Consider the following 21,983-nt stretch of genomic DNA (forward strand, 5'->3'; position numbering starts at 1 on the left):
GCATCGCCGATGGTAGTGTGGGGTTTCCCCATGTGAGAGTAGGTCATCGTCAAGATTGAATTCCCAGAACCCCTGTCTGCCTCAGCAGACAGGGGTTTTGTCGTTTTGGGCCGGTAATCGGATCGCACCTCTGATTGATGGAACTCTGCGGCAAACCGTGACGCCATTGCTATGCTTTGGTAGTCGGGGCACTGGTGAACAGAGGAGCCTGCGACGTCACTGGTCATGGGGATTCCAATAATGAAAAACCCTTATGCTCCCGGCTTCTGGTGCGCCATTGCAGCGCTGATCTTGCTTTCGGCCACCTATTTCTACGGCGTGATGCTCACTCACCAGATCGACAGGGCATTGCTGTTCCTGGACAGCGCAGCCGCCTTGATCGGGGTGATATCCATCGCGGTCGTGGCTTGCGCGACACTTCAAGGCCAACGCATCAAGAAAAAACACCTCGAACAAGGCAAGACCCTGGTGCTGATCTGGGATACCAAGGTGGCTTTGCGGAGGGTCGAAACAGTCTTTGATCGTTATTTCTGGGGCAGTTATTGGCAGCCGGGTCGTACGTTCCAGGAAGTCATGGGGGAACTCACCGGTACGCCGTTAGAAAAAAGCCTTGAGGCCCTGAAAACCCAATGTGCAGCCTTGGACAAGCAAGTAACCCAGGATGGTTGGCACTGGCTGAACAACGCCCGTGAGCTATGCGATGTGGCTAATGCCATGGCCCGAGAGCGTTACCAACTGGACTTTTGCGATTCACGTGCGGATTCACCGGGTTCGGCGGTGATCAATCGTGATTTCGAGGTGCTGGTGTACACCTGGACCGCTCGACTCAAGACTTTCGACCACCAGCTCGATGAGATAGAAGTCGAATATTCGTAGACCACCTCTCAAGAAAACGTTTTCCCCCCTTTAAACATTGGGCGTGCGGGTGTGCCTGATGGTAATCTCGCCCCACTTTACGGCGTCGAGCCACACCCCTTGCGGGTCAGGGAAGACGACGGCTTTCTTCAACCATGGATATCAATCGGGTCACTCATGAATAAATCAGCAAGCGTACTCCTGGGAATCGTAGTGGCGGTCGGTGCAATCAGCGCGGGTGGCGCGTGGTACACCGGCACCAAACTCGAAGGAGTGTTGAAAGACGCTATTGCCGATAGCAACAAACAGATGCAAGTAGCCTTGGCCGGCTCCAACAGCACATCCAGCCTGGAGCTGATTTCCCTGGAGCGTGGCACATTCAGCAGTACTGCTCACTACCGCCTCAAAGGTGAAGGCGAGATGTTCGGTGGCGAGCCGGTTGAGCTGCTGCTCGTTGACCGCATCGAACACGGCCCGCTGCCATTCTCGCGCTTGGTAACGCTCAAGTGGCTGCCAGTCATGGCAACCAGTCACACCGAGCTTGAGCGCAACCCGCTGACCGATAAATGGTTTGCCGCCACCGATGGCAAATCGCCGCTCAAAGGTATCACCAACCTGGGTTATGACGAATCCATCAATGGTACCTACGAGCTGCTGCCGCTGGACACCAAGCTGGATGAGCAATCCCAACTGACGTTCTCCGGCTTGAAAGTCGACCTGGCCGCCAGCGCCCAAGGGCAGAAGGTCAAGGCCGACGGCTATATGGACAGCTTCAAGATCACCACCGTTTCGGAAGAACAGACTCCAGTGCAGGTTGAAGTCAATGGCCTGACCCTGGCCAGCAACCTGAGCAAGAGCACCTATGGTTACTACATGGGTGATAACACCGTGCTGCTGAGCAATACCAAGGCCACGTTTGGTGAGCCCAAGTCGGTATTGAGCCTGAAGAACTTCGAGATGAAGAACAACAGCTCCGAGAACGGTACTAGCGCTTCGGGACGTGCCGACTACAAGATCGGTGAATTGGCGTTCAACGACAAAGTGATCGGTTCTGCGCAGATGGCGGTAAGCCTGAAAAATCTCGATATCCCTGCCACGATGTCGTTGATGCAAATTTACCAGACCAAACTGCAACCTTACGAAAAAGCCGCAGCCGAGGCCGCTGCCGCCGGCGAGCCCGCTCCAGAGTTGAACCTGACCGAAGCCGAAGAAGCACAGGTCAAGGCTGATCTGGAAAAACTCCTGGCTGGCGCTCCTCAGATCGCCCTGGAAAATCTGTCGTTCAATACTGCCAACGGCGAAAGCCGCGCCAACCTGGTCGTTGACCTGGCCAAGCCGCAGTCCATGGACCTGCCGCCGGATGAGCTGGCCCGTCAGCTGCTCGCCCTGCTGGATTTCAACCTCAAGGTTTCCAAGCCGATGCTGGTGGACCTGATGACCGTGCAAGCACAGATGGAAGGCCAGACCGACGCCAAGCTGATCGCCGATCAGGCCACTGCCACCAGCGATATGTTCAGCGCCATGGCCGTCGGTACTCAACTGGCGACCCTGGAAGGCAATGATGTTGTCACCAAATTGCACTACGCCAACAATCAGGTCGACTTCAATGGCCAGAAAATGACCGTCGAGCAATTCTCGCAGTTTGTGATGAACAAACTGGGTGGGGGCGTCGCCATCCAGTAACTTGTCCAGGCAACACCCAAACCCGGTCCGTGCGATGCACTGGCCGGGTTTTTTTATGCCCGTCGTTTTCCCCCCACCAAATCTGAAGAGATTCTGAAGAATTATTGCGTTCCGAAAGATGACCTGTCCGAGAGTGCAAGACTAAGCCCATTAGAGCTTGGCCGGACTCCATGATCCGGCTTCCTGTTTGATGGGCAAGGCGGCACTGCGACCCGGCTGGCCATGTAAGGATACTGACGAATGCCGCGTACTGTGGGTCCCTTTATTCAACGTGGTCTGCGCCCGCTGTTTCGCGCCGCGCTGTGCAGCCAATTGTGCTGGCCGGCGCTGGCGATGGCGGACACTGCTTATGACCAGATGGTGCTTGATGCCCGCGCTGGCCATTACACGCCGGCCTTGAGCGCACTGCGCAAAGTGCCGAGCGCTCAGGCGAGCGCTGCGCAGACCAGCGACCATTTGCAGATCGCCAGCTGGGCCGGCCTCGATGCCGAGGTGGTCCAAGTTTATGAAACCCAAGGACGCCATCGCGACCTGCCGGTGCAGGCATTGGCAGCAACGGCCCGCGCCTATCGCAACCTCAAGCGCTGGGATTCGGCAGCCGAACTGTATCGCCAGGCATTGCTGATCGATTCGCGAAATCCAGACCTGCAACTGGGCCTCGCCTTGACCCAGGCCGATGCTGGCAAGCCCGACGAAGCCGTCAGCCGCGCCCGGGCCCTGGTAGCCGCCAAGCCGGCAGACCCGATGCGGCGTATGGCGCTAGGCTACGCCCTGACGCGCGCCAACAGCCCTCACGAAGCGCTGTTCGAATATGACCAGGCGTTTTACCGCGCCGGCAATCAGCCTGAGGTGGCACGCGAATATGTCATCGCTTTGCAACGGGCCAGGTTGCCCGAGCCAGCGCTGCGCCTGGCGCGTCTAAAGCCAGGGCTGATCGATCGTGGCGTACAACGACGATTGGAAGGCGACGTTGCCGCCGAACGAGTTCGTCTGTCGGACATGGCCAGCCGTAGCGAACAGGAGCGCTTCGTCATTGCCGACCGTGCCCTGGCCGATTACGACAAATTGCTCGCTACCTGGACGCCCGTGGAGGAGGCCCACGGCGACGTGCTGCGCTGGCGTATCGATCGCATGGGCGCCCTCAACGCCCGCGCGCGTCGGGCTGAGGTCATTGCCGAATACCAGAAACTGATCGCCGAAGGCGTGAGCATCCCGACCTATGCCCTGCGCTGGGTGGCGTCTTCCTACCTGGAGCAGCGGGAGCCGGAAATCGCTGTCGATCTGTACCGTCGGGTGTTGACGGCGCCGGATGCCGACCCGGCTGATCGCTTCGAAGACAACACCGCGCTCTACTACGCACTGCTGGAAAGCGAAAAGTCCGAAGAGGCACGAGCGCTGGCCGAAGACATGGCCAAGTCCCAGCGCCCGCGTATCGAACTCAAGGGCCTGCCGATCGGCAACCCCAACGATGAATGGATGGATGCCCAGCAGCTCGCCGCCCAAGCCGGTACCTATGGCGCCGATCTGCCTTCTGCCGAGACTCGCCTGCAAGCGCTCGTCGCTCAAGGCCCCGGCAACACCGGCATGCGCCTGGCCCAGGCCGATCTCTACCAGGCCCGGGACTGGCCGCGCCGCTCGGAAAGCCTGCTCAAGGAAGTCGAGGCCACGATCCCGCGCAACCGCGACCTGGAAATTGCCCAGGCCCGTGCCGCGATGGACTTGCAGGAATGGCGGCAACTGGATGCCCTGACCGATGACGTGGTCGCCCGTTACCCGGAAAATGCCCATGTCAAACGCCTGCAACGCCAGCGCGACGTACACGATATGGCCGAACTGCGCATCGAAGCCTACACCGGGAAAAGCTATGGCGGCGGCAACGGCGACGCCGGCGCGGTCACTGGCAGCCGGGATTTCGGTATCGAAACGTTGCTCTACAGCCCTCCCGTCGACGAGGACTGGCGGCTGTTCGGCGGCGCAGGCTACGCCACCGGTGACTTTGAAGAGGGCACTGGCCATCACCGCTGGCAGCGCCTCGGGGTGGAGCGCCGCACGCGGGACATGACGCTGGAGGCCGAGGTCTCCAATCACGCTTACGGTTCCGGCGACAAGCAAGGCGCCCGCGTGGCCGTGGCCCGGGACATCAACGACCACTGGCAGTACGGCGGCAGCCTGGATTACCTCTCGGCCAACACCCCGTTGCGGGCACTCAACAGCGGCATCCGGGCCAATGGCGGTAGCGGTTTCGTGCGCTGGCGCGCCAACGAAAGTCGCGAGTGGCGGCTGGCCGTCAGCCCGTCCCATTTCAGCGACGGCAACAACCGCCTCGAGACCCTGCTGACGGGCCGTGAAGGCCTTTACAGCGCGCCGCGCCTGCAAGTGGAACTGGGTCTGGAAGTGGGCGCCAGCCGCAACAGCGGGTCCGACGAGGTGCCCTACTTCAATCCCAAGTCGGACTTCAGTGTCATGCCCACGGTTAGCGCGAACCACGTACTGCATCGCCGCTACGAAACCACCTGGAGCCAGCAATTCCAGATCGGTGCCGGCAGCTACAGCCAGCGCGACCACGGTACTGGCGCCATGGGACTGCTCGGCTACGGGCAACGCGTCCTCTGGAACGACGTGCTCGAGGCCGGCGCCGCGCTGAGTTGGCTCAATCGCCCTTACGACGGCGATCGCGAAAGCGATCTGCGCTTGCTTGTCGACCTCACCTACCGCTTCTAGAAGAGTTTGAAGATGCCCGTCATTTCGCGATTCATTCTGCTGCTGGGGGTCTTGCTGATCAGCGCGTGCGCCCAGCAAGCCCCGGCGTTCACGCCGCCCTCGGAGCGTCCTGTAGCGGCTAACGAGGCACCGTGGCCGAAGAACCATGTACTCGGCATTGCCTACCACGATGTCGAAGATCTTGACCCGGACCAGGCACTGGTGGCCGTGCGCACCGAACGGCTGATCGAGCAATTGGCGTGGCTGCGGGAAAACCATTACCAGCCGGTCACCGTGGACCAGATCATCGCTGCCCGCAACGGTGGCCCGGATTTGCCGCCGCGCGCGGTGCTGTTGAGTTTCGACGACGGCTATTCAAGCTTTTACACCCGGGTGATGCCGATCTTGCGCGCCTATAACTGGCCGGCGATCCTGGCCCCGGTCGGCAGTTGGGTCGATACGCCGCAGAACCAGACCGTGGATTTCGCCGGTGTGCCGCGCAAACGCTCCGAGTTCCTGACCTGGGAGCAGGTTCGTGAGGTTGCCCACTCGGGCCTGGTGGAAATCGCCGCTCACACCGATGCCAACCACAAAGGCATACTCGCCAATCCCCAGGGCAACCAGCAGCCTGCGGCGACCACCCGGCGCTACGATCCGGCCACCGGCCGCTACGAAACCGAGGCGGATTTCCAAGCGCGCCTGCGCCAGGATGTCGCGGCCATTTCCGCGAAAATCCGCAAGGTCGCCGGATACAGTCCGCGTGTCTGGGTCTGGCCTTACGGCGAAGCCGACGGCACGGCGTTGCAGGTCATCGGCAGCGAAGGCTACCAGATGGCCCTCACCCTGGAGGACGGCCTCGACAGCCTCGATAACCTGATGAGTGGCCCACGCTTTCTGGTGGCTTCCGATCCGGATGGCGCGCACTTTGCCGAGAGCATCGTCTCCGTGCAGACGATGGACCCGATGCGCGTCGTCCACGTCGATCTGGATTACGTCTATGATCCGGATCCGGTGCAGCAGGAAGCCAACGTCGGCAAACTGATCCAGCGCATTTCCGACCTGGGCGCTAATACCGTGTTCCTGCAGGCCTTCGCTGATCCGCAAGGCGACGGCCTGGTGCATTCGCTGTACTTCCCCAACCGTCACCTGCCCGTACGGGCCGATCTGTTCGACCGGGTGGCGTGGCAATTGCGCACCCGGGCCAACGCCAAGGTCTATGCCTGGATGCCGGTGCTCAGTTTCGCCCTCGACGCCAAGCTTTCGCGGGTACAGCGTTGGGACCCGCGAACCGGCAAGATCGGTGTCGCCCCCGACCAGTACGTGCGCCTGTCGCCGTTCGATCCGAACGTGCGCAAGGTCATCGGCGAAATCTACGAAGACCTGGCGCGGATGAGCTCGTTGGACGGCGTTCTCTATCATGACGACGCGGTGTTTTCCGACTTCGAGGACGCCAGTCCCGCCGCCCTGAAAGTCTATGCCGCCCACGGTCTGCCCACGTCCATTGCGGCCCTGCGCGACGACCCGGCGACGATGCAGCGCTGGACCCGTTTCAAGAGTCGCTACCTGATCGACTTCACCCATGAGTTGACCGCCAAGGTCAGGGCGATTCGCGGCCCGCAAGTGCTGACGGCGCGCAATATCTTCGCCGAGCCGATGCTCAATCCCGAAAGCGAAGCCTGGTTCGCCCAGAATCTCGACGACTTCCTCGGTGCCTACGACTGGACGGCACCGATGGCCATGCCGTTGATGGAAAAACAGCCTCTGGAGCAATCCGGCCCTTGGCTTGAGCGCCTGGTGGACACCGTCAAGGCTCGTCCCGGTGCGCTCAAGCGCACGGTGTTCGAATTGCAGGCGCGGGATTGGGACAGCCAACCGGCCCGCGACATCGACGGCGAACGACTGGCCGATTGGATGGGGCGCCTCAAGCGTAAGGGCGTGACCAGTTTCGGCTACTACCCGGACAACTTCATCGACGACCAGCCTGCCGTCAAGACCGTGCGGCCGGCGCTCTCCAACAAGTGGAATCCTTGACATGCTCGACAGACTGCTCGCCCTGCTGGTGCTGGCGATCGTCCTTGGGGTGCCCCTGGGCCTGATCTTCCTGGTCACTGGGCAATTCCTGATGGACTTCGTGTTCTTTTACCCGCTGTTCATGTCCGGGCTGTGGATCGCCGGTGGCCTGTACTTCTGGCTGCACTGGGAACGCCACTGGCCGTGGAAGGACGACACGCTGCCGCCGTCCCTGGCCGGCGAGCCGCTGATCAGCATCCTGGTCCCGTGTTTCAACGAGGGCGACAACGTCGCCGACACCATCCATGCAGCGCTGGGCCAGCATTACCCGAATATCGAAGTCATTGCGATCAATGATGGCTCCAAGGACAACACCGCCCAGGTGCTCGACCAGTTGGCGGCCCATGACCCGCGCCTTCGCGTACTGCACCTCGCGGAAAATCAGGGCAAGGCGGTGGCCCTGCGCATGGGTGCCATCGCCGCACGCAGCGAATACCTGGTGTGCATCGACGGTGACGCGCTGCTGGCACCCAATACCTGCGCCTATCTGGTAGCCCCCATGCTCGACAACGCCCGCCTCGGCGCGGTGACCGGCAACCCGCGCATCCGCACCCGTTCGACGCTGGTGGGGCGGGTCCAGGTCGGCGAGTTTTCTTCGATCATCGGCCTGATCAAGCGCACCCAGCGGGTGTTCGGACGGATCTTCACCGTCTCCGGCGTGATCGTCGCGTTCCGCCGCACCGCCCTGCATCGGGTCGGCTACTGGAGCCCGGACATGATCACCGAAGACATCGACATCAGCTGGAAGCTGCAATTGGACCACTGGAGCATCTTCTACGAACCCCGGGCGTTGTGCTGGATCCTGATGCCCGAAACCCTGCGCGGCCTGTGGCGGCAGCGGCTGCGTTGGGCCCAGGGCGGCGCCGAAGTGTTGTTCAAGAACATCCGTGGCATCTGGCAATACCGCCATCGCTACCTGTGGCCGCTGTTGTTCGAGTACTGCTTGTCCACCGGCTGGGCGTTCACCTTCCTGTTGTCGGTGATTTTCTGGGGCACGGGCAAGTTCGTCGAGATGCCGGCGGCCATCGCGGTCGACCATCTGATGCCACCGGCCTTCACCGGATTGTTGTTGGCGGCGGTGTGCCTGATGCAGTTCGCGGTGAGCATCCTGATCGACCGTCGCTACGAAAAAGGCCTATGGCACATCATGTTCTGGGTGGTCTGGTATCCGCTGGTGTTCTGGCTGATCAGTCTGTTCACCACCCTGGTGAGTTTTCCCAAAGTGCTGTTCGGGCAGCATCAGAAACGGGCGCGTTGGATCAGCCCGGATCGCGGCATCAAGCCGATCGATGATCAGGAAGAGGAAGTGATCGGATGAAAATTATCAGGACCCGCCAACGACCTTTTCTGGTGGTCATCGATGTGCTGTTCACCGTGTTCGCATGGATCGGCCTGTTGTACCTGCTGATCAACGGCTTGTGGCCGTTGTTCGATAGCCATGCCGGCCCGCGGCTCGGCGGCTCGGCGTTCGAGACCCTCGGCACCTTGCAGATCTACGGCTGGGTGGCACTGGTCAACGCAGTGGTACTGATCGCCTGGGCGCGTTATCAGCAACGCAAGAGCCGCAGCTTCGCCCAGCGCCGACTGCCCGCGCCGGTAGTGGATGATCAAGGCTTGAGCGAAAGCTTTAAATTGACCGATGGGCGCCTGGACACCTTGCGCCAACCCGGCTCGAAGATTATCCACAACAATCAGGAGGGTGACATCAGCCACGTGGTGCCGCATTTCCATGTGCTCAGTCCTGAAATGCAGCCCCCGCCGCTGGCGCCGTTAGAGCGTCCACGAGTCATTCACCTGCCCGCGGATGTGTAGGTGCGATCTTCGCGAGCAAGCCCGCTCCCACATTTTGATCTGCATCGAACATGATATCTGCAACAGCCCCTATCCCCTGTGGGAGCGAGCTTGCTCGCGAAGGCGTCCTGTTGGCCACATTGAAAGTGACTGACCCACCGCTATCGCGAGCAAGCTCGCTCCCACAGGGGATTTGGGGGACAGATCTACGATGAGAAATCCCGAACCAAACGCCAGGCCTGATCCATCGGCAACGGCTGTTTCATGCGCTGGGCCAGTGCCGCCATGGCCCGGCCTTCATCGCAGGCCACGGCGGCCGCGACCAGGCCTTCTTTGCCCAACAGGGCGATAAAGGGCGGATGCTCCGGCGTGCCCTTGAACTGCACCTCGTCCCAATGCTCGGCGTGACCGAGGTAGTCGTAGCGTTTGCCGAAGTGATAGGTCCAGAAAAACGGCACGTCCAGGTAATGCTCATCACCCCCGAGCATGTTCGCGGCGGCGATGCGCGCTTGCTGCTGGGCCAGGCGCCAGTGCTCGATTCGCCGGGGCTGGCCGTTGAGCGGGAAGGTCGCGATATCACCGACGGCCCATACACCATCGGTCACGCGCATGCCGGCGTCGGTCGCCAGCGATTCGTCCTGCTCCCGTGGCAAGTCCGCAAACGGCTCGGTGGCCGGGCGCACGCCAATGCCGACGATGACAAGGTCCGCAGCAAAGCGTTGGCCGTTATCCAGCACCACCGCTTCGACCTTGCCGGTGCCCTCGATCCGCGCCGCTTCACCGTCGGTGTGATAAACCACACCGTTGGCCCGATGCCGAGCCAGAATGGCCTGACCGACGTTCTCACCGAACTGGGCGGCGAACGGTACCGGATGGCGGGCCAGGACGGTCACGCTCAGATCGCGTTTGCGCAAGGCCGAGGCTGCCTCCATGGCGATGAAGCTGTCGCCGATGAGGACTGCCCGCTGCCCCGGTCGGGCCTTGGCAAGGATCCGCCGGGTGTGGGCGATCGAGCGCAGCACGAAGACCTGCGGCAAATCGATGCCAGGCAGGTCCGGCATCCTGGGCACTGCGCCGGTGGCGATGAGCAGTGCGTTGTAGCTCAGGTCCTGGCCGTCGGCGAGTCGGATTCGCCGGGCGTTGGGGTCCAGCCGCGTGACTTCGCCACGGACCCTTTCGATGCGTTGTCGGGTGAAATAACTTTCATCGCGCAGCGGCGGCGTCTCGTCGACCGCCATGTCGCCGGCCAACACATATTTGCTCAGCACCGTGCGGTCGTACCCGGCCTCGGTTTCGCGGTCGATCAGCTGGACCCGCCCGCCGAAGCCTTTATCGCGCAACGCCGCGGCACACGCGGTGCCGGCCGCGCCCGCCCCGATGATGACAAACGTGCGCGGATCGTCGGCCTGGGGGATTTTCTGCGCTGGTAGTGGTTGGTCATCGACCCAGACATCCTCGCCGCGCACCTCGACGTGATAGCGCTGCAGACTGTCGAGGGCCGGGGGCTCGCACAGGGCGCCGTCTTCGGCGCGGAAGCCGGCCTTGTGCCAAGGGCAGATCAGCCGTCCGTGACACACCGCGCCCTTGGCCAGTGGCGCGCCGGCATGTGGGCACTTACCCTGGAAGGCCCGCACTTGACCGCCTGCACGCAGCAGTACGATGGAGGTGTCGTTGATGCTCACTTCAAGGCCGCGGTCCTCGCGCACATCAGCGAAGCGGGCGACGTTATGCATAGGCATGGTCGATCTCCGTCAGGCGTTTCCCGTTGGAGTCGATGGTTCGGAACGAGGTTCAGCGTAATTGTCACTGCAACCGGGTGGGCGCTGCGGCTATAGTTCGCAGGCCGTCCATGGCCTGATCCACATAAGGTGCCCGGTATGACCCGATTGAACTCTCTCGTCCCCTGGCTGGCAGCCGTTGCCCTGGTGCTCTGTGCACAAGGGGCCGCCCGGGCCGAGGACCGTTTCACCCTCAACATTCCTGGCGTGTCGGACGACCGCCTGTTCACCGCGGCGGCTGCCAGTGACGCCAACAATTGTGGCGGCAAGAATATTTCCCCGGCGCTGAGTTGGAACGCCGGCCCGCCCGGTACGCTCAGTTATGCCATCGTCATGCTCGACCCGGACGGCCAGCGCGGTCAGGGTGTCGATCACTGGGTGCATTATGGGATCAAGGCCAGCACTCGGCAGATTCCGGCGGGGGCGGGCACTAAGTCCTCCCTGGAAGGCATGAGCGGTATCAATAGCAAGGACACCCACGGCTACATCGGTCCATGTCCGCCTATTGGTGACAGCGCCCATCACTACCTGATCCAGCTTTTCGCCCTGGACTTGCCGCCGGAAGCCTTGCCGGCCGGCCTGACCCGCGCCCAGCTGATGGAAAAGATCAAAGGCCACGTATTGCGCAACAGCAGCGTTGTTCGCCGCTACCACCGTTGAGAAACCGGTGGGCAAGGGCTGGCGCGGACTCCTGCCCCCACAAATCCCCGTGGCGAGGGAGCTTGCTCCCGCCAGGTTGTCCGGCAACCCCAACCACACCATTGGCATCACGCGTCAAAAGCGAGCACTATCGAGCCCCTGTTCACTCATGCCGGAGGATGACGATGACGCAGAAACCCGACGGCATTGCCCGCCTCCTGAACTGCCCCACCAAGGGTGACGAGATCCGCCGGGCCATTGCCCGAAGCCGTAAGGATTACCTGCCTGCCGACGCGGCCGAAGATGCCGAGCCAGGCCAACCACCGGCCGAGCCTGTGGATAACGACCGCGACGGCTGAGTCGTGGCCCTCCTTCAACTTCATCTGCCCATCTGCCCATGACTGCCAAAACCCATCTGCCAGGCGACCGATTCAGCCGCTCCGATTACAAAACCCTGGGCCTCGCTGCCCTGGGCGGCGCGCTGGAGATCTACGATTTCATCATCTTCGTCTTCTTTGCCCTGACCCTCAGTCAGTTGTTCTTCCCTCCGGAAATGCCCGATTGGCTGCGCTTGCTGCAAAGCTTCGGGATTTTCGCCACCGGTTACCTGGCCCGGCCACTGGGCGGCATCCTCATGGCGCACTTCGCCGATCGCCTGGGGCGCAAGCGAGTGTTCAGCCTGAGTATCCTGATGATGGCCTTGCCCTGCCTGCTCATCGGTGTGATGCCGACCTATGCCCAGATCGGCTATTTCGCCCCGCTGCTGCTTTTGGCGTTGCGCATCCTCCAGGGCGCGGCGGTAGGCGGCGAGGTGCCCAGCGCCTGGGTATTCGTGGCTGAACATGCACCGTTGCATCACCGGGGCTACGCCCTGGGTTTTCTCCAGGCTGGCCTGACCTTTGGTTATTTGCTGGGCGCCTTGACCGCAACCGCGCTGGCGCGGATCTACACGCCTGGGGAAATCCTCGATTACGCCTGGCGCCTGCCGTTCCTGCTGGGCGGGGTGTTTGGTGTGATCGGCGTCTGGTTGCGCCGCTGGCTGAGCGAAACTCCGATTTTCATGGCGCTGCACGCCAATCGCGAAGGCGCCGCCGAGCTGCCGCTGCGCACCGTCCTGCGAGATTACCGACACGCCTTGCTGCCTGCCGTCATCCTGACCTGCGTACTGACCTCCGCCGTGGTGGTATTCGTGGTCATCACCCCGACCGTGATGCAGAAAAGCTTCGGCATGAGCCCCGGCCACACCTTCGCCCTGAGCAGCCTGGGCATTGTCTTCTTGAACATTGGCTGCGTCCTGGCCGGCCTGATTGTCGACCGTATCGGCGCATGGCGCACCGTCCTGCTCTACAGCCTGCTGCTGCCGGTGGGCATTGCGCTGCTCTATGCCAGCCTGATCAGCGGCGGCGCCTGGCTGGGCCTGGCCTACGCCGTGGCCGGCCTGGGCTGCGGCGTGGTCGGCGCGGTGCCGTCGGTGATGGTCAACCTGTTCCCGCCAAAGATCCGCGTGTCCGGCATCTCGTTCACCTACAACATTGCCTATGCACTGTGGGCGAGCATGACGCCGCTGGTGTTGATTGCGCTGGTGCCTTGGAGTCCGTGGGTGTGCGTGGGGTACTGCGTGGTGATGGGGGCAGTCGGGGTAGGGGCGGCGCTGTATTTTCCAGTCCGCCACACAAAAGCAGCGCAGCCTTCATTGGCCTGCGAGTCTTGACCTGGCTGTATAGCCTCGTACCCGGTCAGGTCTGATGGGCCAGGCGTTCGCGCAGGAAGTCGACAAACGCACGGGTTCGGGCCGAGCGCCTTCGGTCGTGGTTGAACACCGCGCTGATGGGCAGGGCCGCCGGCTGGTAATCGAGCAGCAGGGCGGATACGGCTCCCTGGCGCAGATCGGCGGCGAACAACCACTGCGGCGAGAGTGAAATCCCCAGCCCGCTGAGCACCATCTCCCGGATGGCCTCGCTGCTGTTGCTGGTGACATTACCCTTGATGTTCACCCGATGCTGGGCGCCCTCGCGCTCAAATCGCCAGACGTCGTAATGCTCCAACAACGTGAAGCCCAGGCAGTTATGCCCGGCCAGATCGGCCGGCTCAAGCGGCGTGCCGTGTTGTTGCAGGTAAACCGGGGAGGCATATACCTGGCGAGGGCTGTCGCCGAGGGAAACAGCCACCAGCCCTTCGTTTTTCACCGCGCCGATACGAATGGCGACGTCGATGTTTTCCTTGAGTAGATCCTCATTGTGATCGCTCAGCCTCAGGTCGATCAGGACCTTCGGGTGGCGCGCCAGGAAATCACCGATCAACGGTGCGATGCACAATCGCCCGAAACTCACGGGCGCCGCAACGCGCAGGGGCCCGGCAATCGCTTCCTGGCCGCTGGCAAAATTGAGCCGGGCGCTGTCCAGGCTGGCGAGGATTTCCTTGCTTTCGACGTAGAAGCGCTGGCCTTGGTCGGTCAACGCGAGTTGCCGGGTGCTACGGGCAAGCAATGCTCCGCCAAGTTGTCGCTCCAATGCGCGGATCTGCTTGCTCACCGCCGGTTGGCCCAGGTTCATCTCCCTGGCGACAGCCGAGAACGAGCCACGCTCGACCACCCGCACGAATACCTGCATTGCCTCGAACAGATCCATAGGGATTTGGCCTTCGTTTGGAATAAATCCTATCCATTGTTGCTTACTTATCGGAATGCGCCATGACTCGCAATATGAACCTACCCACTCATTGGAGGTTTGCCGTCATGACCCACACTATGTTCGCCGCCGTTGCCGAGACCGCCCAGGCTCCGCTGGTTATCCGCCATCTCTCAAGACCTGTTCCCGGTCAAGGGCAGGTCCTGATCAAGGTGCATGCCGCTGGCATCAATCCGCTTGATACCAAGATCGCGACCGGAGGCGGCGCCCATGCCCGCCAGCCGCTACCGGCAGTGCTGGGTATCGATCTGGCCGGGACGGTGGTCGAGTTGGGCAAAGGGGTAGACGACTTCGCCCCAGGCGATGAGGTATTTGGCATGGCCGGCGGGATCGGCGGGGCTCAAGGCGCCCTGGCCGAATACATCGCCGTCGATGCGCGTTTGATCGCGCTCAAGCCCCGCTCCTTGAGCATGCGCGAAGCAGCGGCGTTGCCGCTGGTGTTCATTACGGCCTGGGAAGGTTTGGTGGATCGCGCCAACGTACGAGCTGGCCAGCGAGTGCTGATCCACGGCGGCGCCGGCGGTGTCGGCCAGATGGCCGTGCAGATCGCCAAGGCTCGTAGTGCCGATGTGTATGCCACGGGTTCGGCCACCAGCCTGGACTTCATCCGTGAACTGGGGGCGATCGCCATCGATTACCGGGCCCAGGATGTCGAGAGCTACGTGCGCCTGCACACCGCTGGCGAGGGTTTCGACATTGTCTATGACACCGTAGGCGGTTCGACCCTGGATGCTTCATTCAATGCGGTGAAGACCTATACCGGTCACGTCTTGAGTTGCCTTGGCTGGGGCCAGCACAGCCTGGCGCCATTGTCGTTCCGGGGCGCGAGTTATTCCGGGGTGTTTACCTTGATGCCACTGTTGACCGGCAAGGGCCGCGAGCACCACGGCCAGATCTTGCGGGAGGCGGCGACTCTGGTCGAAGCCGGGCAATTACGGATCAAGGTCGACCGGCACCGGTTTGGTCTGGCAGACGTCAACGAGGCGTTCGACCTGGTAGCCAAGGGGCGTGGCGAAGGAAAAACGGTGGTGGAAATCGTTGGGTCGTGAGTTGCGATGATTGCCTGGCCATTGCCGATGATCTGCGGGCCATTCCGTCCCGCTAGTCTATCTGCCTGAACCGCCTGGCCTCCTTGAGTGGCCAGGCTCGGTTTTTTAAGTCCATGAAAAAAAAGTTCCGGTCGTTAACCCGAACCATGAAAGTCTCTCGTCGAAGCTTGTGAACGGATCATCCACTCACGAGGTTCAGCCCATGTCCCGCCCGCTTCCATTCCTACGCCCCGCTGCCCAGGGCTTCGCCGTGACCCTGCTGGTGGCGCTGGCCGGTTGTAGCCAGCCGTACGGGGAAACCGCCAAGCCGGGCGAGCCGGTAGCTGCGGCGCCCAGCTCTGAGCTCAAGGGCGAGGTAGCTTATATGGCCCAGCCTGCGGTACAGCGCATGAGTGCGCCGGCACCGATGGCCTCGTCGAAGGTGATGAACGACTCGATCGTTGGGGACTACCGCTCCGAGCCGCGGGAGCAATACGAAAAACTACCGGACAACCCCATCCACAGCGTGGCCGAAACGCCGGTCTCCACCTTCAGCGTCGATGTCGACACCGGCAGCTACGCCAATGTGCGACGTTTCCTCAACCAGGGTAGCCTGCCGCCCGAAGGCGCTGTACGACTGGAGGAAATGGTCAATTACTTTCCTTACAGCTACGCGTTGCCCACCGACGGATCGTCGTTCGGCGTGACCACCGAACTGGCTCCGTCGCCATGGAACCCGCACACCCGTCTGCTGCGCATCGGTATCAAGGCGTCCGACCGTGCGGTGGCGGACCTGGCGCCGGCCAACCTGGTTTTCCTGGTGGACGTGTCCGGGTCCATGAATCGCCGTGAAGGCTTGCCGCTGGTCCAAAGCACGCTGAAGTTGTTAGTGGACCAATTGCGCGACCAGGACCGGGTGTCCCTGGTGGTTTATGCCGGCGAATCACGGGTAGTGCTCAAGCCCACCTCGGGTCGTGACAAGGAGAAGATCCGCAACGCCATCGATCAACTGACCGCTGGGGGGGCTACGGCCGGTGCCTCGGGCATCGAGCTGGCGTACCAGATGGCCCGGGAAAGCTATATCGACAAGGGCATCAACCGCATCCTGCTGGCCACCGACGGCGATTTCAACGTCGGCATCAGTGACTTCGACAGCCTCAAGCAAATGGCAGCGGACCAACGTAAAAGCGGCGTGTCGCTGACGACGTTAGGCTTCGGTGTGGACAACTACAATGAACACCTGATGGAACAACTGGCCGACGCAGGCGACGGCAACTATGCCTACATCGATAATCTGCTCGAAGCGCGCAAGGTGCTGGTCGACCAACTCAGCTCGACCCTGGCGGTGGTGGCGCGGGATGTGAAGTTGCAAGTGGAGTTCAATCCCGCCGAAGTCAGTGAGTATCGCCTGCTGGGATACGAAAATCGTGCGCTGAAGCGGGAGGATTTCAACAACGACAAGGTCGACGCGGGCGAAATCGGCGCCGGGCATACGGTGACGGCGTTGTACGAAGTTGTTCCCAAGGGAGAAAAAGGTTGGCTGGAGCCGTTGCGCTACGCCAGCACGCCCAAGCAGGACGGCAAGGCCGGGGAGCTGGCGATGTTGCGGGTGCGCTACAAGCCTGCCGAGGGCGGCAGCAGCCGGCTGATCGAGCATCCGATCAGCAGCGCGCAGAGCGAAGGCAAGGCCAGCGACGACCTGCGCTTCTCGGCTGCCGTCGCCGCGTTCGCCCAGCAGCTCAAGGGCGATGGACGCTACACTGGCGAGATGACCCTGAAGGACACTGCCCAATTGGCCCGCTCCGCCTGCGGCGAAGACCCGTTCGGGCTGCGCGCCGAGTTTGTGCAGATGGTCGAGCTGGCCCAGAGCCTCAAGCCTGTGGCCAGGCACTGATCCCAAGCACAACGGGGATCAACTGTGGGAGCGAGCCTGCTCGCGATAGCGTCGGATCAGTCGACGACACTGTTGGCTGATCCGACGCCATCGCGAGCAGGCTCGCTCCCACAGTGGGCCCTTGTTGTTTGCAAGACCGTGTTCACACGAAAGGAGTTCGTTCCCCCAATGCCCGCGCCGATGGATCCCCCCAGCGACGAATCATTGCTGGCCCGTTATCGCCACGGCGACGGTGCTGCCTTTGAAGCCCTGTACGCCCGTCATCGGCAGGGGCTTTACCGCTTCCTGCTGTCGCTGAGCAACAAGGCTGAGCTGGCTGAGGAAATCTTCCAGGACACCTGGCTCAGCCTGATCCGAAGCGCCAGCCAGCCACAAGGACGGGCGAGTTTTCGTACGTGGCTGTTCCAGATTGCCCGCAATCGTTTGATCGATCACTGGCGCAAACACCGTGTCCACAACCCGTTGCATGACAGCTACGACGAGCAGCTTCACGTCCAGCCCGATGACCGTGGCAGCCCCGAGCAGCAGTTGAGCCTGAGTCGCGACCAGGCGCGCCTGGACGCTGCGTTGCAGGCGTTGCCCGAGGACCAGCGGGAGGTTTTCCTGCTGCGCCTGCACGGCGATCTTGAGCTGCCGCAGATCGCTGCCCTGACTGGCGTCCCACTGGAAACAGTGAAAAGCCGCTTGCGTTACGCCCAGCAAAAATTGCACCGCCTGCTGGCCGAGGAGGTACCCGCATGATCGACTCCCAACACAATTCGGATCCGGCGGGCGACGCGCTGATCGAACATTTCCGTCAACATGCCCATGGCGAACCGCCCGCGTCGCTGGACGCCTTCATCCTGGCCGCCGCACAGCGCGAAGCCCCGGCGCCCGAACCAAGTCTGTGGCAACGCTGGCTTCAGGCCTGCCAACGGCCGCGTTGGCAAGTGGCATTCGCTACGGTGGCGGGTGTGGCGCTGATGATCGGCCTGGTGCTGCGCTCACCACTGCCCCACGATGAGTCGCCCCGCGACGAGCTGGCCGCGCCGGCCTCACTGGATTATTCCGCCGACCGCCGGGCGCCGGTCATTGTCGCCGCGCCAGCACCCGCCATGCCGGCGCCCGCGCCAATGGCCCGCATGGCGCCCCAGGCTGAGATGGCCTTTGCTCCGGATAACCTCGCCGGCCAACTTCAGGCGGATAAGCCTGCTGCGAAAATGAGCAAACGCACACCCGTCGCGCAGCCGTCGTTGGAGGAAGAATTATCGGATGTCCTGCGCCTGCGCCAAGCGGGGGAGGCCCGGGCGGCAGATGAAAAGCTGCTGGCGCTGCACAAGCGTTTTCCCATGGAGGATTTGCCAGCGCGGTTGGAGGCGTTGCGCAAGCGTTGAGAAAAAACATCGCCCACAAAAAAGCCCCGGGTCTTACGACTCGGGGCTTTTCGACTGTATATGGCGCACCAGGCGGGATTCGAACCCACGACCCCTGCCTTCGGAGGGCAGTACTCTATCCAGCTGAGCTACTGGTGCAACGCGGGCGCCATGATACTCATAAGCATAGCGGGCGTCCATGCTGCTGATTCGCCGGTGTTTTCCTGACCTTCGGCGGGCATGGGCTACGCTGATCAGGAAAAACGGGCAAATCCGGGTTTTTCGTTCTTTTTTTCGAACAGCCTATTGTCCTTCACCCCCATCGGCCCTAGCATTCGTTTGAGATTTCAAACGCTCTTGTCTGGGTGCTGAACCGCACGTCTATGCTTATGTGCGTTATTTCTGTGCTTCAGCCCGGTGAATGATTTCCCTGACGGCAGCCCATAAGGCGCCTTTCTACAACTCTAATTCGCTCCGCGTGCGCGCGGTGCTGTTAAGGAAAGCCGACATGCAGCTTAAAGACACCCAGTTGTTCCGCCAGCAAGCCTTTATCGATGGCGCTTGGGTCGATGCGGACAACGGTCAGACGATCAAGGTCACCAACCCGGCAACGGGCGAAGTGCTGGGCACCGTGCCGAAAATGGGCGCTGCCGAAACCCGTCGTGCAATCGAAGCCGCTGACAAGGCGCTGCCGGCCTGGCGTGCGTTGACCGCCAAGGAGCGCGCCAACAAGCTGCGCCGCTGGTACGAACTGCTGATCGAGAACCAGGACGACCTGGGTCGCCTGATGACCCTGGAACAGGGCAAGCCGCTGGCCGAAGCCAAGGGCGAGATCGCCTACGCCGCATCGTTCATCGAGTGGTTCGCCGAAGAAGCCAAGCGCATCTACGGCGACGTGATTCCCGGCCACCAGCCCGACAAGCGCCTGATCGTGATCAAGCAGCCGATCGGCGTGACCGCAGCCATTACCCCATGGAACTTCCCGGCGGCGATGATTACTCGCAAGGCCGGCCCGGCCCTGGCCGCCGGTTGCACCATGGTCATCAAGCCGGCGTCGCAAACCCCCTTCTCGGCCCTGGCCCTGGTGGAATTGGCGCACCGTGCCGGTATTCCTCAAGGCGTGCTGAGCGTGGTCACCGGCAGCGCCGGCGATATCGGCGGCGAGCTGACCAGCAACCCGATCGTGCGCAAGTTGTCGTTCACCGGCTCCACCGAGATCGGTCGCCAGTTGATGGCCGAATGCGCCAAGGACATCAAGAAAGTCTCTCTGGAACTGGGCGGCAACGCGCCGTTCATCGTGTTCGACGACGCGGACCTGGATAAGGCCGTCGAGGGTGCGATCATCTCCAAGTACCGTAATAACGGCCAGACCTGCGTCTGTGCCAACCGCCTGTACATCCAGGATTCGGTGTATGACGCCTTCGCCGAGAAACTCAAGGCGGCGGTGGCCAAGCTCAAGATCGGCAACGGTCTGGAAGAGGGCACCACCACCGGTCCGCTGATCGATGAGAAAGCCGTGGCCAAGGTCCAGGAGCACATCGCCGATGCGGTCGGCAAAGGGGCGACCGTGCTGACCGGTGGCAAGCCGATGGAAGGCAACTTCTTCGAGCCGACCATCCTGACCAACGTGCCGAAAGACGCCGCTGTGGCGAAGGAAGAAACCTTCGGCCCGCTGGCGCCGCTGTTCCGCTTCAAAGACGAAGCCGAAGTGATCGCGATGTCCAACGACACCGAGTTCGGCCTGGCCTCGTACTTCTATGCCCGCGATCTGGGCCGTGTGTTCCGCGTGGCCGAAGCCCTGGAATACGGCATGGTCGGCGTCAACACCGGGTTGATTTCCAACGAGGTCGCGCCGTTCGGCGGCATTAAGGCTTCGGGCCTGGGCCGTGAGGGCTCCAAGTACGGCATCGAGGATTACCTGGAAATCAAATACCTCTGCCTGGGTATCTGATCCTGCTGCAAGCGCGAAGGGCACGAGAGCGCTGTCCCTTTGCGCCGTTTGAAAATGTAATTTCTCTGCGGTCGGGAACGCCGTGGCAGTCGATCATCGCATGCTGCCGCCGTTGACTTCCCGCCGTGTAATCCTTGACCCACGCCGACCGATGAGCGGCGAATGAGGACTGTAATGAGCAAGACTAACGCTGACCTGATGGCCCGCCGTACCGCCGCTGTTCCACGCGGTGTTGGCCAGATTCACCCGATCTTCGCCGAGTCGGCGAAGAACGCCACGGTAACCGACGTCGAAGGTCGTGAATTCATCGACTTCGCGGGCGGCATCGCCGTGCTGAACACCGGCCACGTACATCCAAAAATCATCGCCGCCGTGACCGAACAGTTGAACAAGCTGACTCACACCTGCTTCCAGGTCCTGGCTTATGAGCCCTACGTGGAACTGTGCGAAAAAATCAACGCCAAGGTGCCGGGCGATTTCGCCAAGAAAACCCTGCTGGTCACCACCGGTTCCGAAGCGGTGGAAAACGCCGTGAAGATCGCTCGCGCCGCCACTGGCCGTGCTGGTGTGATTGCCTTCACCGGTGCCTACCACGGCCGCACCATGATGACCCTGGGCCTGACCGGCAAGGTCGTGCCGTACTCGGCGGGCATGGGCCTGATGCCGGGTGGCATCTTCCGTGCGCTGTACCCGAACGAACTGCATGGCGTGAGCATCGATGATTCGATCGCCAGCATCGAGCGCATCTTCAAGAACGACGCCGAGCCGCGTGACATCGCCGCGATCATCATCGAGCCGGTGCAGGGCGAGGGTGGTTTCTACGTAGCACCGAAGGAGTTCATGAAACGCCTGCGTGCCCTGTGCGACCAGCACGGGATTCTGCTGATCGCTGACGAAGTACAGACCGGCGCCGGCCGTACCGGCACCTTCTTCGCCATGGAGCAGATGGGTGTCGCCCCCGACCTGACCACGTTCGCCAAGTCCATTGCCGGCGGCTTCCCGCTGGCTGGTGTGTGCGGCAAGGCCGAGTACATGGACGCTATCGCGCCGGGTGGCCTGGGCGGCACCTACGCCGGCAGCCCGATCGCTTGCGCTGCTGCGCTGGCGGTAATGGAAGTGTTCGAAGAAGAACACCTGCTGGATCGTTGCAAGGCCGTCGGCGAGCGGCTGGTCACGGGCCTCAAGGCCATCCAGAAGAAATACCCGGTGATCGGTGAAGTCCGTGCCCTGGGGGCGATGATCGCCGTGGAGTTGTTCGAGAATGGCGATTCCCATAAGCCGAACGCCGCTGCGGTCGCTCAGGTCGTGGCCAAGGCGCGTGACAAGGGCTTGATCCTGTTGTCCTGCGGCACCTACGGCAACGTCTTGCGGGTGCTGGTGCCGCTGACCTCTCCGGACGAGCAACTGGACAAAGGCCTGGCGATCATCGAAGAGTGCTTCTCCGAACTCTGATACGGCGAGCTGATTCACAGAAAACCCGCTTCGGCGGGTTTTTTGTTGTTCGCCTGTTTTTCTCGTCGGTTTTGAACTGTCTGGATCGGCCCGCATTGTCTAA

At 62.0% G+C, this 21,983-nt stretch carries 17 protein-coding genes and 1 tRNA gene; 15 read left to right on the plus strand and 3 right to left on the minus strand.

The annotated features are described in order from the left end of the window. The first annotated feature begins 240 nt into the window (after nt 1-240). The 6 genes from ACLEJQ_RS23545 (at nt 241) to pgaD (ending at nt 9,120) form a co-directional block, all read left to right on the plus strand. Nucleotides 241-876 carry an NADH:ubiquinone oxidoreductase subunit N gene (locus ACLEJQ_RS23545; RefSeq protein ID WP_440798954.1) on the plus strand — a complete coding sequence of 212 codons (636 nt, stop codon included), beginning with the start codon at nt 241-243 and terminating at the stop codon, nt 874-876. Between the two features lie 156 nt (nt 877-1,032). Continuing rightward, a complete protein-coding gene (locus ACLEJQ_RS23550; RefSeq protein ID WP_440798956.1) occupies nt 1,033-2,538 on the plus strand; it encodes a YdgA family protein in 1,506 nt (501 codons plus the stop codon). A 240-nt stretch (nt 2,539-2,778) separates the two neighbouring features. After that, nucleotides 2,779-5,259: a poly-beta-1,6 N-acetyl-D-glucosamine export porin PgaA gene (gene pgaA / locus ACLEJQ_RS23555; protein WP_440798958.1), complete on the plus strand. Its 2,481-nt coding sequence runs from the start codon at nt 2,779-2,781 to the stop codon at nt 5,257-5,259. A gap of 12 nt (nt 5,260-5,271) precedes the next feature. Beyond that, nucleotides 5,272-7,269, plus strand: a complete 1,998-nt coding sequence (pgaB, locus tag ACLEJQ_RS23560) for a poly-beta-1,6-N-acetyl-D-glucosamine N-deacetylase PgaB (RefSeq protein ID WP_440798960.1) — start codon at nt 5,272-5,274, stop codon at nt 7,267-7,269. 1 nt (nt 7,270) lies between these two features. Next, nucleotides 7,271-8,626 (plus strand): poly-beta-1,6-N-acetyl-D-glucosamine synthase, encoded by a 1,356-nt coding sequence (pgaC, locus tag ACLEJQ_RS23565; RefSeq protein ID WP_440798962.1) that lies wholly within the window; start codon nt 7,271-7,273, stop codon nt 8,624-8,626. Then, nucleotides 8,623-9,120: a poly-beta-1,6-N-acetyl-D-glucosamine biosynthesis protein PgaD gene (gene pgaD, locus ACLEJQ_RS23570; RefSeq protein WP_440798964.1), complete on the plus strand. Its 498-nt coding sequence runs from the start codon at nt 8,623-8,625 to the stop codon at nt 9,118-9,120. The genes pgaC and pgaD overlap by 4 nt, the downstream gene beginning before the upstream one ends. A 185-nt stretch (nt 9,121-9,305) precedes the next feature. On the opposite strand, the gene ACLEJQ_RS23575 is transcribed toward pgaD, so the two are convergent. Then, nucleotides 9,306-10,838, minus strand: a complete 1,533-nt coding sequence (locus tag ACLEJQ_RS23575; protein WP_440798966.1) for an FAD-dependent oxidoreductase — start codon at nt 10,836-10,838, stop codon at nt 9,306-9,308. 138 nt (nt 10,839-10,976) lie between these two features. Between ACLEJQ_RS23575 and ACLEJQ_RS23580 the strand changes: the two genes are divergently transcribed. The 3 genes from ACLEJQ_RS23580 to ACLEJQ_RS23590 all read left to right on the plus strand — a co-directional run bounded on the left by ACLEJQ_RS23580 (nt 10,977) and on the right by ACLEJQ_RS23590 (nt 13,227). Further along, nucleotides 10,977-11,537, plus strand: a complete 561-nt coding sequence (locus ACLEJQ_RS23580) for a YbhB/YbcL family Raf kinase inhibitor-like protein (RefSeq protein WP_440798968.1) — start codon at nt 10,977-10,979, stop codon at nt 11,535-11,537. A 164-nt stretch (nt 11,538-11,701) separates the two neighbouring features. Further along, entirely contained in the window at nt 11,702-11,875 is a 174-nt protein-coding gene (locus tag ACLEJQ_RS23585) for a hypothetical protein (RefSeq protein WP_440798970.1), read from the plus strand. A 38-nt stretch (nt 11,876-11,913) separates the two neighbouring features. Then, nucleotides 11,914-13,227: an MFS transporter gene (locus tag ACLEJQ_RS23590; protein ID WP_440798972.1), complete on the plus strand. Its 1,314-nt coding sequence runs from the start codon at nt 11,914-11,916 to the stop codon at nt 13,225-13,227. 25 nt (nt 13,228-13,252) lie between these two features. On the opposite strand, the gene ACLEJQ_RS23595 is transcribed toward ACLEJQ_RS23590, so the two are convergent. Next, nucleotides 13,253-14,143 (minus strand): LysR family transcriptional regulator, encoded by an 891-nt coding sequence (locus ACLEJQ_RS23595; RefSeq protein WP_440798974.1) that lies wholly within the window; start codon nt 14,141-14,143, stop codon nt 13,253-13,255. A gap of 107 nt (nt 14,144-14,250) precedes the next feature. Here ACLEJQ_RS23595 and ACLEJQ_RS23600 point away from each other — a divergent pair, with 107 nt between their 5' ends. The 4 genes from ACLEJQ_RS23600 (at nt 14,251) to ACLEJQ_RS23615 (ending at nt 18,498) form a co-directional block, all read left to right on the plus strand. After that, nucleotides 14,251-15,252: a zinc-dependent alcohol dehydrogenase family protein gene (locus ACLEJQ_RS23600; protein ID WP_440798976.1), complete on the plus strand. Its 1,002-nt coding sequence runs from the start codon at nt 14,251-14,253 to the stop codon at nt 15,250-15,252. A 202-nt stretch (nt 15,253-15,454) separates the two neighbouring features. Then, nucleotides 15,455-17,125, plus strand: a complete 1,671-nt coding sequence (locus ACLEJQ_RS23605) for a vWA domain-containing protein (RefSeq protein WP_440798978.1) — start codon at nt 15,455-15,457, stop codon at nt 17,123-17,125. A gap of 168 nt (nt 17,126-17,293) precedes the next feature. Continuing rightward, nucleotides 17,294-17,866 carry an RNA polymerase sigma factor gene (locus ACLEJQ_RS23610; RefSeq protein ID WP_440798980.1) on the plus strand — a complete coding sequence of 191 codons (573 nt, stop codon included), beginning with the start codon at nt 17,294-17,296 and terminating at the stop codon, nt 17,864-17,866. Then, nucleotides 17,863-18,498 (plus strand): hypothetical protein, encoded by a 636-nt coding sequence (locus tag ACLEJQ_RS23615; RefSeq protein WP_440798982.1) that lies wholly within the window; start codon nt 17,863-17,865, stop codon nt 18,496-18,498. Before ACLEJQ_RS23610 ends, ACLEJQ_RS23615 begins: the two co-directional genes overlap by 4 nt. 61 nt (nt 18,499-18,559) lie before the next feature. Here ACLEJQ_RS23615 and ACLEJQ_RS23620 read toward each other — a convergent pair. After that, nucleotides 18,560-18,636, minus strand: a tRNA-Arg gene (locus ACLEJQ_RS23620). Nucleotides 18,637-18,985: 349 nt separating this feature from the next. Between ACLEJQ_RS23620 and gabD the strand changes: the two genes are divergently transcribed. Then, entirely contained in the window at nt 18,986-20,428 is a 1,443-nt protein-coding gene (gene gabD / locus ACLEJQ_RS23625; protein WP_440798984.1) for an NADP-dependent succinate-semialdehyde dehydrogenase, read from the plus strand. Between the two features lie 174 nt (nt 20,429-20,602). Next, complete coding sequence (gabT, locus tag ACLEJQ_RS23630; RefSeq protein WP_440798986.1) at nt 20,603-21,880, plus strand: 4-aminobutyrate--2-oxoglutarate transaminase; 1,278 nt, start codon at nt 20,603-20,605, stop codon at nt 21,878-21,880. Nucleotides 21,881-21,983 lie beyond the last annotated feature (103 nt).

This window comes from Pseudomonas sp. SMV71, from assembly GCF_052042015.1.
In the GTDB taxonomy this organism is placed as follows: Bacteria; Pseudomonadota; Gammaproteobacteria; order Pseudomonadales; family Pseudomonadaceae; genus Aquipseudomonas.

What these genes read in the sequence shown, in the direction of transcription:
- ACLEJQ_RS23545 (WP_440798954.1), top strand. Translation starts at nt 241, where the DNA reads ATGAAAAACCCTTATGCTCCCGGCTTCTGGTGCGCCATTGCAGCGCTG.
- ACLEJQ_RS23550 (WP_440798956.1), top strand. Translation starts at nt 1,033, where the DNA reads ATGAATAAATCAGCAAGCGTACTCCTGGGAATCGTAGTGGCGGTCGGT.
- pgaA (WP_440798958.1), top strand. Translation starts at nt 2,779, where the DNA reads ATGCCGCGTACTGTGGGTCCCTTTATTCAACGTGGTCTGCGCCCGCTG.
- pgaB (WP_440798960.1), top strand. Translation starts at nt 5,272, where the DNA reads ATGCCCGTCATTTCGCGATTCATTCTGCTGCTGGGGGTCTTGCTGATC.
- pgaC (WP_440798962.1), top strand. Translation starts at nt 7,271, where the DNA reads ATGCTCGACAGACTGCTCGCCCTGCTGGTGCTGGCGATCGTCCTTGGG.
- pgaD (WP_440798964.1), top strand. Translation starts at nt 8,623, where the DNA reads ATGAAAATTATCAGGACCCGCCAACGACCTTTTCTGGTGGTCATCGAT.
- ACLEJQ_RS23575 (WP_440798966.1), bottom strand. Translation starts at nt 10,838, where the DNA reads ATGCCTATGCATAACGTCGCCCGCTTCGCTGATGTGCGCGAGGACCGC.
- ACLEJQ_RS23580 (WP_440798968.1), top strand. Translation starts at nt 10,977, where the DNA reads ATGACCCGATTGAACTCTCTCGTCCCCTGGCTGGCAGCCGTTGCCCTG.
- ACLEJQ_RS23585 (WP_440798970.1), top strand. Translation starts at nt 11,702, where the DNA reads ATGACGCAGAAACCCGACGGCATTGCCCGCCTCCTGAACTGCCCCACC.
- ACLEJQ_RS23590 (WP_440798972.1), top strand. Translation starts at nt 11,914, where the DNA reads ATGACTGCCAAAACCCATCTGCCAGGCGACCGATTCAGCCGCTCCGAT.
- ACLEJQ_RS23595 (WP_440798974.1), bottom strand. Translation starts at nt 14,143, where the DNA reads ATGGATCTGTTCGAGGCAATGCAGGTATTCGTGCGGGTGGTCGAGCGT.
- ACLEJQ_RS23600 (WP_440798976.1), top strand. Translation starts at nt 14,251, where the DNA reads ATGACCCACACTATGTTCGCCGCCGTTGCCGAGACCGCCCAGGCTCCG.
- ACLEJQ_RS23605 (WP_440798978.1), top strand. Translation starts at nt 15,455, where the DNA reads ATGTCCCGCCCGCTTCCATTCCTACGCCCCGCTGCCCAGGGCTTCGCC.
- ACLEJQ_RS23610 (WP_440798980.1), top strand. Translation starts at nt 17,294, where the DNA reads ATGCCCGCGCCGATGGATCCCCCCAGCGACGAATCATTGCTGGCCCGT.
- ACLEJQ_RS23615 (WP_440798982.1), top strand. Translation starts at nt 17,863, where the DNA reads ATGATCGACTCCCAACACAATTCGGATCCGGCGGGCGACGCGCTGATC.
- gabD (WP_440798984.1), top strand. Translation starts at nt 18,986, where the DNA reads ATGCAGCTTAAAGACACCCAGTTGTTCCGCCAGCAAGCCTTTATCGAT.
- gabT (WP_440798986.1), top strand. Translation starts at nt 20,603, where the DNA reads ATGAGCAAGACTAACGCTGACCTGATGGCCCGCCGTACCGCCGCTGTT.